This is a genomic window from Oleidesulfovibrio sp. (genome assembly GCF_047973035.1).
GTDB lineage: Bacteria > Desulfobacterota > Desulfovibrionia > Desulfovibrionales > Desulfovibrionaceae > Oleidesulfovibrio.
On sequence record NZ_JBKEBF010000008.1, the window covers coordinates 145,686 to 162,898 of the forward strand.

The 17,213-nt window shown below is 54.1% G+C and carries 11 protein-coding genes; 3 read left to right on the forward strand and 8 right to left on the reverse strand.

Features of this window, described 5'->3' with window-relative positions; translation table 11 throughout:
- Window positions 1-412 precede the first annotated feature (412 nt).
- Entirely contained in the window at window positions 413-952 is a 540-nt protein-coding gene (gene nrfH / locus ACK5LI_RS02145) for a cytochrome c nitrite reductase small subunit (RefSeq protein ID WP_416945987.1), read from the forward strand.
- A gap of 20 nt (window positions 953-972) precedes the next feature.
- Entirely contained in the window at window positions 973-2,481 is a 1,509-nt protein-coding gene (gene nrfA / locus ACK5LI_RS02150; protein WP_416945988.1) for an ammonia-forming cytochrome c nitrite reductase, read from the forward strand.
- 428 nt (window positions 2,482-2,909) lie between these two features.
- Here nrfA and ACK5LI_RS02155 read toward each other — a convergent pair whose 3' ends face one another.
- On the reverse strand, window positions 2,910-5,738 hold the full coding sequence (locus ACK5LI_RS02155; protein WP_416945989.1) for an FAD-binding and (Fe-S)-binding domain-containing protein: 2,829 nt from the start codon (window positions 5,736-5,738) through the stop codon (window positions 2,910-2,912).
- Window positions 5,739-5,906: 168 nt separating this feature from the next.
- Window positions 5,907-9,116, reverse strand: coding sequence for a DEAD/DEAH box helicase (locus ACK5LI_RS02160; RefSeq protein WP_416945990.1), 3,210 nt, complete (start codon window positions 9,114-9,116; stop codon window positions 5,907-5,909).
- 255 nt (window positions 9,117-9,371) lie between these two features.
- Here ACK5LI_RS02160 and ACK5LI_RS02165 point away from each other — a divergent pair, with 255 nt between their 5' ends.
- A complete protein-coding gene (locus tag ACK5LI_RS02165) occupies window positions 9,372-10,211 on the forward strand; it encodes a substrate-binding periplasmic protein (RefSeq protein ID WP_416945991.1) in 840 nt (279 codons plus the stop codon).
- A gap of 126 nt (window positions 10,212-10,337) precedes the next feature.
- On the opposite strand, the gene ACK5LI_RS02170 is transcribed toward ACK5LI_RS02165, so the two are convergent.
- From ACK5LI_RS02170 to ACK5LI_RS02195, 6 genes are all read right to left on the reverse strand, one after another.
- Entirely contained in the window at window positions 10,338-10,856 is a 519-nt protein-coding gene (locus ACK5LI_RS02170; RefSeq protein ID WP_416945992.1) for an amphi-Trp domain-containing protein, read from the reverse strand.
- Window positions 10,857-10,877: 21 nt separating this feature from the next.
- A complete protein-coding gene (locus ACK5LI_RS02175) occupies window positions 10,878-12,053 on the reverse strand; it encodes a GAK system CofD-like protein (RefSeq protein ID WP_416945993.1) in 1,176 nt (391 codons plus the stop codon).
- Between the two features lie 223 nt (window positions 12,054-12,276).
- Window positions 12,277-12,798 carry a GAK system XXXCH domain-containing protein gene (locus ACK5LI_RS02180; RefSeq protein ID WP_416945994.1) on the reverse strand — a complete coding sequence of 174 codons (522 nt, stop codon included), beginning with the start codon at window positions 12,796-12,798 and terminating at the stop codon, window positions 12,277-12,279.
- Between the two features lie 199 nt (window positions 12,799-12,997).
- Complete coding sequence (locus tag ACK5LI_RS02185; RefSeq protein WP_416945995.1) at window positions 12,998-14,377, reverse strand: sigma-54-dependent transcriptional regulator; 1,380 nt, start codon at window positions 14,375-14,377, stop codon at window positions 12,998-13,000.
- Window positions 14,378-14,389: 12 nt separating this feature from the next.
- Window positions 14,390-15,760 carry a sensor histidine kinase gene (locus tag ACK5LI_RS02190; RefSeq protein WP_416945996.1) on the reverse strand — a complete coding sequence of 457 codons (1,371 nt, stop codon included), beginning with the start codon at window positions 15,758-15,760 and terminating at the stop codon, window positions 14,390-14,392.
- Window positions 15,761-15,832: 72 nt separating this feature from the next.
- On the reverse strand, window positions 15,833-17,185 hold the full coding sequence (locus tag ACK5LI_RS02195; protein ID WP_416945997.1) for a glucose-6-phosphate isomerase: 1,353 nt from the start codon (window positions 17,183-17,185) through the stop codon (window positions 15,833-15,835).
- Window positions 17,186-17,213 lie beyond the last annotated feature (28 nt).

Below are 17,213 nucleotides of genomic sequence, written 5' to 3' on the forward strand. Positions count from 1 at the left end.
TGTTAAAAAGCTCTGTGCCATACGGGGAAAGTCTTTGCACATTTTCTACTGGTAAGTGTAAGCTTGTATTCCTTTTGGTAATAGTTTTTGATTGCAAAATGATGGAGAAGCTTCCAGCAGGGTTGTATATTCCTGCTGTGTATCTCTGACGATGTAACCTGTTATATTGTCTATGCTATAAGTTGTATGTGTAAATTATTGTGCTATAACGTAGTTGCATATTCAAAAAAGCTTTTTTCCGATAACATGCTGAAACATAATGTTTTTAAAAGATAGCAATGCTGGTACGTCAGTCTTTACTGACATGCGGCAAAGTAATGCAGCTACAGTCAACAATAGATTGACACTATGGGCTATTGTTGTGGTATGTATAAGAGAGTTTTTTCACAATCTGTAACAGCGCGAGGTGTCTATGAACTCAGCATCGGCCTTGCGGTACTGTGCTTTGGCAGCACTGACAGTTGCGGTGGTAATGGGGGTATATCTGGCCAAGGAATCCAAGGCCACATCATACCTCTCCAGCGAAGCCACAGCCTGCATTAACTGCCATGTCATGGAGAGTTACTACTCTACATGGATGCATAGTTCGCACGCCCAGCGCGCAAAATGCGTGGACTGCCATCTGCCGGTAGAAAACTACATCGACAAGTACGCGTCCAAGGCCCGCGACGGGTGGAACCACTCTGTTGCTTTTACATTCAATACATACGGTAAACGCATCATGATAAGTGATGACGGCGCCAGAAGGGTTCAGGAAAACTGCATTCATTGCCATTCAAGTTTTGCAAAGCCGATTATTAAAAACGTGGATCGCCAGCACGCTTTTGATAGCAGCACCTTAGGTGACAGGAAATGCTGGGACTGTCATCGCATGGTACCGCACGGCAAAGTACGCAGCATTAACGCCACTCCCAATAGTCTTGCTGTAAAGCAGGCGCTGCAGAAGCTTTAGTCCAACAGAGAGGAGTCACAATGAAGAAGAGCTCTTTCATACTTGTTATTTCGCTGCTTGCCATCGCAGTGATGACGTACATGCTGCTGTCCATCAGCACCAAAAAGCAGGAACAGGTCGTACTGAACGCCAACCCTGTTGTGAAGGCAGAAGGCATAGAAAGTAAAAACGAAGAATGGCGCGACGCCTATCCGCGTCAGTATGATTCGTGGAAAAAAACTGCACAAAGCGACAAGATTGAAGATCTTGTTAAAAAGTATCCTCAGCTTGCCATCCTGTGGGCCGGATATGGTTTTTCAAAAGATTACAACGCACCTCGCGGTCACTTTTATGCCTTGCAGGATAATATCAACACCCTGCGTACAGGCGCACCCACCGGTCCCGACGATGGCCCCATGCCTACCGCGTGTTGGACATGTAAGTCCACAGACGTCCCCCGCGTAATAGCGGAAGAGGGCGAAAATGAATACTTTACCGGCAAATGGGCACGCCTTGGCAACCAGATTGTCAACCCCATCGGCTGTGCCGACTGCCACAACACTCAGACCGGCGAACTGCAGCTTTCGCGTCCGTACCTGACCCGCGCTCTTGAAAGTGCCGGTTGGGTGATGAAAGACGTCAGCTATCAGGACATGCGCTCGCTTGCATGCGCACAGTGTCACTCTGAATACTACTTCAAGAAGACCCCTTACACCGACAAAGAAGGCAACAAGCAGGTTGCTAACGTTGTTACCTTCCCGTGGGAAAAGGGCTTCACCGCAGAAGCGATGGAAGAGTACTACAACTCTTACGGCTTCAGCGACTGGACACATGCTCTGAGCCGCACTCCTCTTATCAAGGCTCAGCACCCCGGGTATGAAATTTTCAGAACCGGTATTCACTTCAAGCGCGGACTTTCCTGCGCAGACTGCCATATGCCCTACAAGCAGGAAGGCAGCGTGAAGTTCTCTGATCATAACCTGCAAAGCCCGCTGAACGATGTGGCAAACTCCTGCCTGACCTGCCACCGCCAGAGCGAAGCAGAGTTCAAGGCCATTGTGGAAGAAAAGCTGGAACGCAAGAATCAGCTGAACGTCATCGCTATGACCAACCTTGGCAAGGCTCACCTTGAAGCCAAGAAGGCATGGGATGAAGGAGCCACCGAAGCTGAAATGGCTCCCGTACTTGCTCTGCTGCGTTCTTCGCAGTGGTTCTGGGATTACTCCATTGCCAGTCATGGTTCCTTCTTCCACGCACCGGAAGAAACCCTGCGTCTGCTTGCTGTTGCCAATGATAAGGCCCAGCAGGCACGTAACCTGCTGGTGGGTATTCTGGCTCAGCACGGTGTGCTGAATTACGAAGCCCCCGACTTCTCCACCAAGGAAAAAGCTCAGGAACTGGCGAACGTTAACCTGCCCAAGCTGGTGGAAGAAAAGCTGCGCTTTAAGCGTGAGCTGCTGCCCCAGTGGGATGAAGAAGCCGTTAAGGCCGGTCGCCTGAATAAAGAATGGAAAGAAGGAATGTCCGATACGGCATCCTACCCGCAATAGCGGTTAGCTGACTGCACCAATCGTACATGAACACAGCGGCCCGCATGGATTCCATGCGGGCCGTTTTTTTATGAACGTCCCTCCCGCGCTATGGGCGGGGTTCCAATAAGGCGAAGCCTATGAGCGTCCGCCAAAGGATTTCTGCGTGTTAAGCAGAGTTTCCGGATAGTTGCCTCAGCCAAAGAGGGCGACAATGGTAGACCTCTTTGGCTGAGCATACGCGCTGGGACTGCAAATATCCTGTGGTATGGGCCCGCTAAGTTTCTGCTGGGCCGATCTGATGATGCGGAACGCTAGGTGCTATGTCTGTGCTGCATGTTGTTCAGGAGCCAAAGAAAGGAAGCTTGGATCAGGGAGATAAGCTGGGATAACAAAGAAAAAAGGCGGGTGCCGGAGCACCCGCCTGAATCGTTCGTGCTATTTGCACCCTAGCGGGAAAGCGGTCTGGTTGCTTCGTCCACCAGATAGAGAATAGAGCGGTACGACAAGTCGCTATGCAGCGACAGACCGATTTCGCAGGTACGTGATGTGGAATAGCCGTCGTCGCATCGTTCAACCTGCGGCTTCAGCTCTTTGAGGGCTGATGCATTGAGCTCGGGGAAGCTGAAGCCGCGGTCACCGGCAAAGCCGCAGCAGAAGACGTCTTCAGGGACGACGACTTCTTCGGCGCACAGTTCCGCCAGTTTTTTGAACTTGGCATCAAGGCCCATCTTGCGGCTGGTGCAGGTAGAGTGAATAGCCACGCTACGCGGCAGCCTGGTGAACTCCAGCTTGTCGGTCAGGTGTTCCAGCACAAAATCGATGGGTTCCCACAGAGTGAGTCGCTTATCCAGCGTTTCGCGCATACGGTACAGGCAGGGGCTTGTATCGCACAGCACGTGCAGTTCGCCATTATTGGATGCGCGCAGCAGGGCGTCGCTCAGTTCTTTGGATTTCGCATCTGCTTGTGCGGTATAGCCTTTGGATTCAAAAGCCTGACCGCAGCACAGCTTGTCCATACCTTCGGGGAAAATGACCTCGTAACCGGCTTTTGCCAGCAGGGAAACGGTCTTCTGCGGCAGCGGGTCGCGGTCATGGTCGTTCTTTGCAGGGCCCATGGTGCGGCTGACACAGCTGGGGAAGTAGACAACCTTCAGCGGGTTGGCCTGATTTACAGGTATAGGCTTTATTGCGGAAAGGCCGTTAGGCATTTCGCGGTTCCACATGGGAATTTTTTTCAGCGAGACAACGCGCAGCGTTTTGGAGGCACCGTCCATAAAGGTGGTGCCGAAGAGCTTGTGCGCAAGGTTTACGCCCTTAAGCGCTGTGGCAACGGACTTCGCTACGGTGTCAAAGTGTCCGCCTACCCATGCGGCGGCTTTTTCCTGACGGGGGCCGACCTTGGTGGAACGCAGATGCTTGACGAACGAGCCGGTGTTGATGCCTACAGGGCAGCGGGTGGCGCACAGGCCGTCGGCTGCGCAGGTATTATCGCCAAAGTAATTGTAGTCTTTGAGCAGCTTTTTAAGCAGCTTGCCCTTTTCTTCTTCATTTTCCATGCGGCACACTTCACGCCAGCTGACAATGCGCTGGCGTGGGGTGAACGTCACATCCCGCGAAGGACAGACAGGTTCGCAGAAACCGCACTCGATACACTTGTCCACAATGGAATGCGCGGGCGGCAGTGCTTTCAAATCCTTAACGTGTGCCTCAGCGTCTTCGTTGATGATAACACCGGGGTTCAGCAGGTTATGCGGGTCAAAGATGTTTTTGATTTCTTTCATCAGCATGTAGGCATCATGACCCCATTCCATTTCAACAAACGGAGCCATGTTGCGGCCTGTGCCGTGTTCTGCTTTCAACGAACCTTTGTAGCTGTCTGCAACCATGGCGCATACTTCGTCCATGAATTCCTGATAACGTTTCACTTCTGACCTGTCGCCGAAGTCCTGCGTGAAAACAAAGTGCAGGTTGCCCTCAAGAGCATGACCGAAGATGATGGCTTCGTCGTAACCGTGTTTTTTGAACATGGCCTGAAGCTCAAGGGTGGCGTCTGCCAGCGATTCAATGGGGAAGGCCACGTCTTCGATGATAACGGTGGTGCCTATGCGGCGCACTGCGCCTACTGCGGGGAACAGCCCCTTTCGCACCGCCCACAGCTTGCCGAACTCTTCGGGGATGTCTGTGAACTCATGTGCCCGTACGCTGGGAATATGCTTGATGGACGCCAGAATGGCGGCAATCTGCGCATCCAGCGTTTCTTTTTCGTTAGAACGGGTTTCCACAAGCAGGGCCGCTGCGTCGTCTCCAAGCTCCGTCAGGCCTTCGGGCATTCCGGGCTTGTCCTGCACGCTGCGCAGACCGGCACGGTCGATCAGCTCTACCGCGGCAACAGGCTGCTGCTTCAGCACAATGGTGGCTTCGCAGGCAGATTTGATGCCGGGGAACAGCATCAGAGCAGAAGCCTTGTGCTTGTGTTCGATAACCGTGCGGTAGGTTACTTCTGAAATAAAGCCCAGTGTTCCTTCAGAGCCGATCATCAGATGCTGGAGCATGTCGAAGGGGTCTTCGAAGTCGACCAGCGCATTCAGGCTGAAGCCGGTGGTGTTTTTGATCTTGAACTTTCGGGTGATAAGGTCTGCCAGCTCTTTGTCTGCCATGACTTTCTGACGAAGCAGGCGCAGGCGCTCCAGCACGTTGGGATGACGGCGCGCGAATTCTGCACGGCTTTTGTCGTCAGATGTATCCAGCGTGGTGCCATCGTACATGACTACACGCATGCTGTGCAGGGTCTTGTAGCTGTTTTCAGCTACGCCGCAACACATGCCGGATGCGTTGTTCGCCACAATACCGCCGATTTTGGCGCTGTCGATGGAAGCCGGGTCGGGACCGATTTTTTTGCCGAACTCTGCCAGCAGGCGGTTGGCATGGCTGCCGATGATGCCGGGCTGCAGCTGCACCTTGGTGGCGTCATCGAATATCTTGAACTTACGCCAGCCGTCCCCAAGGCGGACCAGAATGGAGTCTGAAACAGCCTGACCGGACAGACTGGTGCCGGCAGCGCGGAATGTTACCGGCAGCTTATGTCTGGTTGCCAGCTTCAGAATGCCTACCACCTCGTCTTCCACATTGGTGTCGATGACAATTTTGGGGATGAGACGGTAAAAGCTGGCATCAGTGCCATAGGCAAGTGTGCGCAGCGGGTCGGTGTAGATGCTGTCTGCCGGAATGAATTCACGAAGCTCTTTGTAAAAAGCTTTATACCTTTCGGGAAGCATAGGTCCTCCTGACTGTGTGTGCGTTTATCTTGCCGCGGTAAAGCGGCAACGGGATACTCATGAGAATGCGGCAGCATGAAGATGTGCCGGATTCATATGATAGCATAATTCCGGCTGTGCGGGAAAGAGTAAAAAGCTTTGAAACGTTTGTGTTTGCGAGTGCTTGCTTTATTTTTGCCAGGAGGCGGGCACACGGACTTTCTGTTTTGCCTTGTTGGTAAACAGCAGATAGCCGTTTTCGCGGCCGAACAGGTACAGGTCGCGGGTAATGCGCACGTCCTGTTCGCAGTATCGTGTGATTTCATCGATTTTGCCCTCTTTCCACCATTTGAGCGCCTGCAGGCCGTCGGCGGATTTGGGCGCATCAAGCGTGGCACTGGCAAGGTTGTCCAGCGAAAGCCGGTAGCTGAGGCGTTTTTTTACTTCGTCCAGCATGTCCAGCGTAGGCAGGTCTGTCAGCTGCCACGGCGTTCCTGCCGGTAACAGCGGGGTAAGAACCTTGTAGTCAAAGCGGATGATGTTAAAGCCGATGACAAGGTCGAATTCCGCAAGGCGCAGCAGCATTTGCGGAACCTGTTCTTCAGTATACGCGTAAAAGCTGTCATCACGCGAATCGTACAGTACGGCAATGCTGACTCCCATTTTGTCCGCTTTGTGCCAACCGCCTACCTCCTGCGCGGAACGCCGTGTTTCTACGTCCAGCACAGCGAGTGATGCCGGTTGCGTGATAGGAAAGCGGTTGCTCATGCGTGGCTCCTGTGGGCTGGTGAGGATAGAAATATTTTGTACTCGTCCGCTGTTGTTAGCCGCTATGTCGCCAGACATAGGCGAAAAGTAAGGCTGATTATCAACGCCGTTGACTTTATCAGGAGCGTCGACCGGAGCAGTCTGTGCAGGCATGGCCGCATTACCTCCGTCAGCGTGGGCATGGCGGGTGCCTTGAACGCCGCCTGTGACCGGAGGATGCGTATTGCTTGCGTAATGCTCCGGTCGGGGCAAAGCGCCAGAAACAGTGTTCTGTGTACCGGTCTGTTCTCTGATATCGGGCGCAGGCCATGCGGCTGAAGGAGCCAGTGGTTCGAGAACGAAGGAACCATCTGCAGGGGGGGCGGCGCACTTCATGGCATCCAGCAGGAACAAAGCGCCGTCTTTATCAATAGGGCGGTTGCCCGAGCCGCATTTGGGCGACTGTACGCACGACGGGCAGCCTGTTTCGCACCGGCATTCGGCAATAACCTTGCGGGTGCTGGCAAACAGTTCTTCCGCCTTGTCAAAAGCCATGCGCGAAAGTCCGGCACCGCCGGGCATTCCGTCGTAGACAAACACGCATGGTTTGCCTACCTGCAGATGCATGGGGGTGGATATGCCGCCAAGATCGTTTCTGTCCGTCATGACGATAAGAGGCAGAATGCCGATGGCGGCGTGTTCCAATGCATGGATGGAGCCCATGAAATGCAAGTATGCGTTTTCAACTTCACGCTGTGCTGCGTCCTGCACCTCAAACCATATGCCTTCAGTCTCAAACACATGAGGCGGCAGGTCCAGAGGCGTTATACCCAGCATCTGCCCGCTGCGGGTATTGCGCTTTTCATAGCCTGTAATCTGCTCGGTTACGCGCAGCCGCCCGAAGCAGACGCGGGTATTCCATGCGACTTTCTGGTCGATGACCTGCAGAATCTCCGTAGACTTGTTGCCGCGGACGCGGGTGAAATAGTCAACCTTTGCCGCAACGGCCTTTACGGTGCGTGCTCCCACATCAAGGTCTGTCACTACAAAAGATCTGCCCCTGTGCAGGTACACTGCCCCGGGGTGCGTTTCCCTGAAAGCTCTGTGGCCGTCCACACTGCCTATGACATTGCCTGTTGCAAGGTCTTCAATATGGAATGTGGGGCCTGCGCCGCGCAGGTCTACATGGCGCTGCGGTCGCTTGCGCGCAGCCAGCAGGCGGGTACCGTCTTCTGTACGCAGCAGCATGCTTTGTTCTTCCAGTGCGGCGGCAGCACGGCGGACAGCTTCTGCTTCGAACCACGGCTCTGTGATTGTCAGGGGAAATTCTGCGGCGGCACATTCCAGATGCCGTTCCAGAATGACGGGGTTGTGCGGGTTTAGCACTGCTTTTTCCGCAGGACGTTCGAAAAAATCCTCCGGATGCCGCATAAAGTACTGGTCCAGAGCATCCTCTCCTGCCACCAGCACAACGGCAGACTCCTGTTGCGCTCTGCCTACGCGCCCTCCGCGCTGCAATGTGGACATGACAGTTCCGGGGTATCCCACCAGAATGCACAGATCCAATGAGCCAATATCGATACCAAGCTCCAGCGCACTGGTAGTGATTACGGCCAGCAGGTCGCCGCTGTTCATGCGGGATTCAATCTCGCGCCGCTCTTCCGGCAGAAAGCCTGCACGGTATGCGCTTATACGGTTTGCATAGGCTCCTGCATTGTTGCCCGCCCACAGGCTGATAAGTTCCGTCATGCGGCGCGACTGGCAGTACACAATGGTGCGCATGCCCCGGGCAAGAGCGGCTTTAAGCAATTGAATGGCCGTGGTGGAAGGGCTTTCCGGCGGGTCAATGAAGACAAAGTGCCGCCTGCCTTGCGGGGCGCCGCTTTCCAGCACCGGCTGGGGGCGTATACCTGTAAGGCTGGTTGCCAGTTCTTCCGGATTGCCCACCGTGGCGGAGCAGAACACAAACGAAGGTGCGGTGCCGTAGCGTGAGCAAACCCGCCCCAGCCTGCGGAAAAGCTGCGCCATATGCGAGCCGAGTACGCCGCGGTAGGTATGGGCTTCGTCCACGATAATGTACGAAAGCCCTGCCAGAAATCGTGTCCACTGTTCATGATGCGGCAGAATGGACAGATGCAGCATTTCCGGATTGGTTAGCAGAATATTGGGCGGATTATTGCGGATTTTTTTGCGGAACCATGCGGTGGTGTCACCGTCATAAATGGCGGCGGTAGGGCGTGCGTCTGTACTCCAGTGCTCCGTCAGGCTGTTCAGAGTAGCCAACTGGTCCTGAGCAAGCGCCTTTAGCGGAAAAAGATACAGGGCGCGGGTTTCCGGATCGTGAAGAATCTGCTCAATGACCGGAAGGTTATAGATAAATGTTTTGCCGCTGGCTGTGGGCGTGGCTACCACTACATGCCTTCCCGCACGAATGTGGTCAGTGGCAAGTGCCTGATGCGCGTAAAGAGCTGTGATTCCAGCGTGTTCCAGAATGCCTTGCACGGCACGGGGCCACGGGCGCGTTACGGGTGCCGTACGGGCCTGTTTGCTTTGCAGTACTTTGTGGCAGGTAACAAAAGACCCCAGCCTGTCAGAGGCTTTAAGGGCGTCAATGTATTCCGCCACGGTATCTTTGGTGAATTTGTACGTCATGGGATGTTGCAGCCTTTATCGGCAGCCTTTGTGTTGAGTATGACGGGGGCGTTGGGTTGTCAATGAATGCACGGGGTGGGCTGCTTCCGGCCTGATACGGCATATGAAAGGGCAGTGGCAGAATAATAACGCCGTTGATATAACGGGCCGGATAAAGAAAGGAAATGGCAAAAGTTGCACCAATCGTCTGGAGCCCCTTGCAATTACCTTTGTTTATAGCAAATATACGGCATGTTGTATCGGGGCAGGCATTACATGCTTAGTGCAGCTTTGCTGTGTACGGCGTTTATTTTTGACATTCTTTATGGCTACGGCTTTGCCTATGCACACAGGGCCGCGCCGGAGTCTGCCGTCAAGGTGACTGTGCTGTCGTATTATACCTCTCCTCCTTTTTTAACAGCAGAGGGCAGGGGGCTTACCCATGACTTTGTTGCGTTGCTGAATAAAGCCGCAGGAGGAAGGTTTCACTTCGAGCTGAGCTGTCTGCCGAAGCGGCGTGCCGAGATGGCTTTGGAACGGGCGGATACGGCCCTTCTGCTTTTTGTGAATCCGGCATGGATAGATGTGGCAGGCCGCTACAGTTGGTCGGATGGTTTTTTGCCGGACAGGAACGGCCTGTTATCTTCTGCAAAGCAGCGTGTCAGCTATGATGGTGTGGAAGACCTTCGCGGGCTGACCATGGGTGGCGTTTACAGCAGCCGTTACGGTGAGCTTGATACGGCAGTCGCCTTAAAAGAACTCAGGCGTGAGGATGCCGCCACTGTCAGGCAGAATCTGCTTAAGCTTGTGATGGGGCGCATAGATTTTACCGTTGCGCCGGAGTCTGTGTTGCGTAGCCTTGTGTGCGAGCTGGGGCTGGAAGGGCAGGTCTATTTTTCACCCCTGCCATTCTCTGAATATACACGGCATATTATGATAAAAGGTGATTCAAAAGAGCTTCAGGGGTTTGTGACGCATTTTGTACGGGACCTGCTTCATAACAGCGAATGGCAAAAGATTGCAGAACAGTATTACCTTATTCGTGATGGAGCCATGAATCTTGCGAGTAACAGTGAATGGGCTTCGCAAGGTTGCCTGCTGATGGAAAAACAATAAGCCCCGCATCCGGAAGGAGAGCGGGGCTTTTATGTAGTTGTTTTGCAGACCACTTTTAGGCGGAGGTCTTTTTACCGGCTTTCTTTCCGGTAGTTTTTTTACCCGCTTTGGGTTCTGGTTGCGTACTTACGTTTTGTTTGCTTGAGCTTTTTTTTGCTGTTTCTTTTTCAGGCTGAGCTTTCGGAGCAGAGGCGGAACTATCTGCTCCGCTGGCGTCTTCGGGGTCGGATTTTTCTTTCGCCACCTTCCCATCGGCGCTATCTGAAGCCTTGAGCGGGGAGGTGCGGGGAGCGTCGTTATCAGGATGTTCCGCAGCTTTTTTTCTGCCCCGTCAGTTTGCTCCTTGCCTTCAGCTTTGCCGGATACGTCTTCAGGTTCAGCCGGTTGTTCCGCTTCCTGCCACGAAAGTTCAAACTCGACTTTCCGGCCGGTTCCCTTTTGCTTCAGTTCCAGTTCCAGCATTAGGGTTTCCGGAATACTCAGGGTCAGGGCACGCTCTTCATTTTCCAGCGTAACAGTACCTTGCTTCAGACCGGTCAGAATGCATTCAAGATAACCGATTGCCTCGTCACGCGTGAGCTGCTGCTCGATGCCGACTTTGGTCTTTTGCGCACTTTCTGCGTTTTTTTCGCTCTTTCCCATCATGTCACCTCGTTTGGTTTGCTCTCAGCAAAGTGAAAGCAGTATCGGATTAAGACGTCTGGGGTTTATTCTGTCACAGTTGGTTTCTGTAAGCGGCAGGCGGAGTATGCGTACGCCTTTTGCTTCAAGAGCCGTTTCCCCGGGGAATGGCTGGCAGTTGATATCCAGCAGAACAAAGTTAAGCACATCAGTATCTGTGATGGAGGTATTGTCTTTTTTCAAGTGGGCAAGCAGCGTATGCACCTGCGCTGCTATGTCGTGGCCGTTCAGTTCGGGGTCGTTGCCGGTATTGGGAATAAAAACCTTGGGGCAACGATTTTCGGCTATTGCGCTGCCAACACCGCGGGGCAGAAGGTTTGCAATGAGACTGGAGTAGAAACTGCCCATGGGATAGCAGATAAGCTCTGCAGAGCCTATAAGTTGCCGTGTCTTATCGCGGATGGTAACTTCGACAGGCGTCGGGTCGTTTTCGCCTGCGGCAAGCCATATTTCACTAACGGGTACCTTTGGCGGCACTTTGTTTTTGCCGGTAAAACGATGCTGCCCGCAGATTACTTGTCCATCTGCCAGCCGGACGCACAGGTGTACGTTGTTATTTGCTATGGGGCGTACAACGCCCAGTACCTGCACCATCTTGGAAAACAGGTAAATGACAGGGTCAAGGTGGCGCCGGTTGGCAAGATATCCTGCCGCCAGCACGAGGTTGCCGATGCTTGCGCCCCGCAGGTCAAAGTCTTCCGGCATCATATCTATGAACTGATGCAGGTGGTTGCGCAGAATGGCCCGTAAAGGGTCCGGTATATGCGTCACCAGCGGATGCTCGCCGTATGTGATGGTGGCAAGCTCATCCAGCAGGCTGTCGTGGTCTTTGTCGCGCGGCAGTCTGTAGGCAAACAGCTCGAACATTTCAGGGTTGCCCTGAATGGTCTGGTCAGCCAGAGACATAAGCCGGTTGCGGATGTCACCCACGGCAGGAATATCAAATGCCCGACGCAACTTGGCGGAGCTTCCGCCGGAATCAAACGGCGTAATCAGGTGAATGGAGTTGTGCGTATACTGGATGATATCTTGCGAAAGAGAGCGTAACGCGCTGCCGCCGCTGAAAAAAAGAATGCGTGGCCCCAATGCGGGGCTGTGCCGGAAACGCTCCAGCTTGACGGCGTCGGGTAGTGATATTTCTCTGGTTATGGAAATGCGCATGGCTCATCCTTAAAAAAACATATGAATGCTCAGGGCGGTACGGCTGGCTGAACACGGTAGCCTGTCAGCCTTTCACTACGCTCCGGTTATTGTCGGGGCTATGGAATAAGGCATAACCGCCTGATGAGGCTGTGATAATCGCAAAATCGATAAAAAACCAGCTTTCACTTTGCGGTATGAATGTACTTTGTCTTGCCCGGAAACTGCTCCGCCTGTGCCGCTGCTATTTGTATCTGGCGTGGCAGGCGGACTTCTGTCTGTTCAGCTCTTCCACGGCAGCACTGGCCGTTGCGGTATCGCCTTGCTTACAGGCTGCTTCCAGACTGTGCACGGCATCCATATAGTCGTTGTAAAATTCGTCTCCGTAGCCGGAAAACGAAATCATGGTGTGTGAATCTTCTACAAACAGATCAACCGTAGCCTGCTGCGGCATTGTTCCGTTACGGGCTGCGGTAAGCAGCGTGCGGAATGTGGCCTGCATGCGTTTTTTCAGGTGCTTGTAGCTGGTATCAACTACGGGGCTGCTGCCGCACTCGGAACAGAACAGGTCATCGTCGTCCTTTGTTGCAAAGCTGACCAGACAACGGTCCCCTTCATCTTTTACTGCCAGTTTCAGTTTGCGGAATGAATCCGTTTTGGGCAGTGGGTATGTGTCGGAGCCCTTACCCTCTACGGCGTCTGCTATGGCACGCAATACGTTTGCAAGTTCTGTTCGGGTACAGTGAAAGGCTGTTTTATATTTCATACGGTCCCCCGTCTTATCATAACTGTTGTCCGGCATTATGCCACGACCTGTCGTGGCGCAACGCGTTGTTATATGTACCATGTACCAGCCCTCCGGCAAAGATGGCAGAGGCGAAAAAGTTACGACGCAGTACCTGATGAAAATAAAAAAGCCGGAATACGGTATGTATTCCGGCTTTGAAGACAAAAAGAAGGCAAGCCTAATGGCCTGTGATGCCGTATTTTTTAAGCTTGTATTGCAGCAGGCTTTTGGAAATTCCCAGAAGTTCGGCAGCTTTTACCTGAACAAATTCGCTGCGCACCAGAGCTCGGCGGATAAGGGCTGATTCCAGCTTGTCCAGCGTGTCGGCAAGGTCCAGCTTGACGGGCAACAGGTCGACGGCACTTTTCAGCTGGGTTTCTTCGTCGCGGATTTCGTGCGGCAGGTCTTCCACCCCGATGGTATCACGGGGGGTCAGCACCATGCAGCGTTCCACGATGTTTTCCAGCTGCCTGATATTGCCCGGCCATTCATAGCCGGTCATGTAATCAAGAGCTTCCGGCGAAAATGTCTTGGGCTGTGTGTCATTGTCGTCGGCAAACTTTTGTACAAAGTGTGCCGCCAGCAGCGGAATATCTTCGCGGCGTTCACGCAGGGGGGGCAGCTCAAGCTGCACGACGTTAAGGCGGTAGAAAAGGTCTTCGCGGAAGGTTCCTTTAGTAACCTCTTCCTGAAGATTTTTGTTGGTGGCTGCCACCACGCGGATGTCCACCTCAAGGGGGTCGCTGCCGCCTACGCGTTCAAAAGTACGCTCCTGCAGCACGCGGAGCAGTTTAACCTGCATATCGTGCGAAAGTTCGCCTATTTCATCCAGAAACAACGTGCCGCCGTGGGCCATTTCAAAGCGGCCGCGCTTCATGGCGGTAGCGCCGGTGAACGAGCCCTTTTCGTGGCCGAACAGTTCGCTTTCCAGCACGCCGGGGTTCAGTGCCATGCAGTTGACGCTGATAAAGGGACCGTCTTTGCGGGGCGAAGAATAGTGAATGGCGCGCGCTGCCAGCTCCTTGCCGGTGCCGGATTCGCCGGTGATGAGCACAGTGGATTTACTGGGGCCTGCCCGTTGCACCATGGTCAGCACATCGCGGATGGCACGGCTGTTCCCCACAATCTGTCGCGGGCCGAAGCGCTGTTCCATGGCTTCCGCCAGCAGACGGTAGCGGCGGTGTGCCAGAGCCAGCTCTGCAGCGTTCTGGACTGACAACAGCAATTCGTCGTTGGAAAACGGTTTGGTGATGTAGTCGAAGGCTCCGGTCTTCATTACTTCCACTGCACCTTCGATGCTGCCGAAAGCGGTCATGATAAGAACAGGAACGTGAGGGTAGCGCTTTTTTACATGGTCCAGCACATTTTGCCCTGTCAGCTTGGGCATTTTCATGTCGGTAACGACTACGTCCACATCGGATTCATCCAGAAATGCCAGACCGGTTTCCGGATCACTGATGGCCGTGACCTTGTATCCGGCATCGGTAAGCAACGCTTCCAGCACCAGAAGATAGTTTTTTTCGTCGTCAAGCAGCAGAACGTGGGTGTCTTTGGTCATAGGTCATCCGTATCATGCCTTTGGCAGCAGAACGCGCACTTCCGCGCCGCCGCCTTCGGCATCGGTCAGTTCCATCGAGCCTTCATGGCTGGTGATGATATTGTTCACGATGGCAAGGCCGAGGCCGGTGCCTTCGTCACGGGTGGTGTAAAACGGATCAAGCAGCTTTTTGCGGCCTTCCTGAGGGAAGCCGGGGCCATTGTCCGAAAAGCGTATTTCTATGTTTCCGTCATTGCCGTTGCGTGTGGCAATGGTCAGTACGCCGTTATCCATGCTGTTACCCTGCATGGCCTGCAAGCTGTTAGCCATCAGATTGTAAAAGGCACGGTACAGCAGATCTTTGTCGCCTGCCACCGCAAGACCTTCGGTAAAATCAGTGGCCACGGAAACATTCGAGCGTGAAAATTCGCCTTCCATGAAGCCTGTGGCCTGCGTCAGTAAGGCTGCCACGTCAACGGCATCCTTGGCAGGACGCCGCGGTCGGGCGTAGTCCAGAAAATCCGTCACAGTCTGCCCCAGACGTTTTGCTTCGTCAAAGATGGCCTGCAGAATCTTACCGGTAAGAGGGTCGGCGTTGCCGGTGCGGCGCAGCAGCAATTCTGCACTGGAGCTGATAATCCCCAGAGGATTGCGGATTTCGTGGGCGATGCTGGCTACCATGCGGCCCATGCTGGCAAGCTTTTCGTTTTGATGCAGGTCGCGTTCGAGGCGTTCTTTTTCCACCAGCCGTTCGTTAAGAGCGCGTTCCGCTCTGCGGATGATGACCACCAGCAGCAGGAACAGCGTCAATGACGATGCAAGCGAGGCTCCTACCAGCAGCCACAGAAAGTTGACCACTTCTTTGTAGTCGCTGGTTATGTCCTGTGCAAACTCCATAACGCCGATGATTTCCTGCCTGTCGTCCGGCAGGTCGTCTTCCATGGTACGCAGCACATACGTCGTGCGCAGAATAAAAGTTCCCGGCTCCATGTCAAAGTTGAACATGGCATTGAGCAATGACGTGCGGCCGATGATGGAAAAGCTGTGCCCTCCCTTGTCAAAGGCGTTGGTAACGCTTCTGTCGGCCAGTGTTTTGAGGCCCACTTCATCCACTTTGGAAGAATATGAGATTGTGCCGGAATGGTCGAAAATTCGCAGATAATCCACCTGCAGTCCGTGGATAGTGGTCTGGATGACCTGATCAAGCCCGCGGTACTGAAAGGGTTTTATCAGCTCAACCCTGCCGAATGCCAGACGCGTGGGTTTGACGAAGCGCTTGTATATGTGGCTGTTCAGGTTTTCAGCCAGCAGCATGGCGTAATCTTTCTGCTTCATCAGCAGAGTTGTGCGCGCACTGTTTGCGATAAACAGCGAAAACACGGTGCTGGTGACTACAATGAGCACGAGTGAGGTCCAGGAAAGAAAGCGGGCGAACCGTAATGGGCGCTCACCCGTGCTGTAAAGTGCCGGCAAAGTTTAGAACTCCTGCTGCTTTCCTTGAGCGCTTAAAAAAGCGCCGAGGTCAGCTGTTTCGGTATCGTAACCGGGGGCGCCCAGCTTTGCGTTGGCAAGGCGTTTGCCCAGTTCAACTGCAGGCTGGTCCAGCGGATTTATATCCAGCAGCCAGCCGGTAAGCAATGTTGTAATTTCCAGAAGGCCGATAAGCCGCCCCGCCTGCTCTTCGTCAGAGCCTGCCATGTTGATTTCAACCAGCGGTGTGCCTGTGCTGTGCAGCGCCATGCGGGTGCCCAGCGCTTCTGCGTGCAGCAGTTCGCCAAATCGCTTGCCGCGCAGGAAATGCCATTTTTCGGGCATATCGTCGGGGAACTGGCGGCCTTCGGGTAATGAGCTGCATGTAAGGAACAGGCATGCCTTATCACGCGGGCCGTCAAGGAACATCTGCTGTGTGGAGTGCTGGTCGGTTACACCGACGGCAGGCAGCGGCATGGAGCCTTTACCCTCCTTGCCCAGACTTTCGGCCCACAGCTGCGCAAACCAGAACCCGAACTGTGCCCATAGCGGCATGTACGAAAAGAAAATCAGCTGGCTGTAGCCTTCTTTCATAAGAAGGGTATTCCACACGGCAAGCTGCCATGCGGGGTGCGCGCCCAGAGTTGCGGCGTCAGGATTGGCGTAAAGCGGAGCGCCTACGGCTTTTGCGCCGCGTACAAGCGCCTTCCAGTCCATGCCCATAAATGCCGCGGGAATTAACCCCACGCCGGAAAGCACGGAGTACCGGCCGCCCAGATTGTCGGGTACCGGCATGGATGCAAAGCCGTGGGTGTTTGCTTCATCGCGCAGAAAACCGTTGTTTTCGTCCGTTACGGTAACAACATGCTGTGCCCAGCTGTTGCCGCATTGCTGGCGCAACCAGTCGCGGACTATGAAATATTGACCGATAGTCTCAATGGTGCCACCGGATTTACTGATAACAACAACAACGGTTTTTTCTGCAGGCAGGCTGGCAAGCCATGCCTCAAGGCTGTCGGCATCCACGTTGTCTGCAATCCACAGCCACGGGCCTTTGTGTCCCGGACGGTCCTGCTGAGGGAAAAAGGCTTTTTGCAGGGCACGGGCTCCCAGTGCGGAGCCGCCGATGCCGAGAACGACCATATGCTCAAAACGTGCAAGCCCGGGAGTCAATGCTTCAAGCTGCTGTGTCATGCTGTCTGCATACGGCATGTTGATAAACGGCAGTTTTCCTGCGGCAATGTCGCGGCCCAGCAGGTTGGCTGCTTCACCAAGACGGGGAGTAAAGGCCGCAGGATCGGCTCCTGCCACGCGGCCGGTGTATGCATGGGCCCAGTTCAGAAAGGCGCTGCTGCTCATGTGCTCGCTCCTTGTTGGTTGTCGTGAA

What these genes read in the sequence shown, in the direction of transcription:
- nrfH (WP_416945987.1), top strand. Translation starts at nt 413, where the DNA reads ATGAACTCAGCATCGGCCTTGCGGTACTGTGCTTTGGCAGCACTGACA.
- nrfA (WP_416945988.1), top strand. Translation starts at nt 973, where the DNA reads ATGAAGAAGAGCTCTTTCATACTTGTTATTTCGCTGCTTGCCATCGCA.
- ACK5LI_RS02155 (WP_416945989.1), bottom strand. Translation starts at nt 5,738, where the DNA reads ATGCTTCCCGAAAGGTATAAAGCTTTTTACAAAGAGCTTCGTGAATTC.
- ACK5LI_RS02160 (WP_416945990.1), bottom strand. Translation starts at nt 9,116, where the DNA reads ATGACGTACAAATTCACCAAAGATACCGTGGCGGAATACATTGACGCC.
- ACK5LI_RS02165 (WP_416945991.1), top strand. Translation starts at nt 9,372, where the DNA reads ATGCTTAGTGCAGCTTTGCTGTGTACGGCGTTTATTTTTGACATTCTT.
- ACK5LI_RS02170 (WP_416945992.1), bottom strand. Translation starts at nt 10,856, where the DNA reads ATGATGGGAAAGAGCGAAAAAAACGCAGAAAGTGCGCAAAAGACCAAA.
- ACK5LI_RS02175 (WP_416945993.1), bottom strand. Translation starts at nt 12,053, where the DNA reads ATGCGCATTTCCATAACCAGAGAAATATCACTACCCGACGCCGTCAAG.
- ACK5LI_RS02180 (WP_416945994.1), bottom strand. Translation starts at nt 12,798, where the DNA reads ATGAAATATAAAACAGCCTTTCACTGTACCCGAACAGAACTTGCAAAC.
- ACK5LI_RS02185 (WP_416945995.1), bottom strand. Translation starts at nt 14,377, where the DNA reads ATGACCAAAGACACCCACGTTCTGCTGCTTGACGACGAAAAAAACTAT.
- ACK5LI_RS02195 (WP_416945997.1), bottom strand. Translation starts at nt 17,185, where the DNA reads ATGAGCAGCAGCGCCTTTCTGAACTGGGCCCATGCATACACCGGCCGC.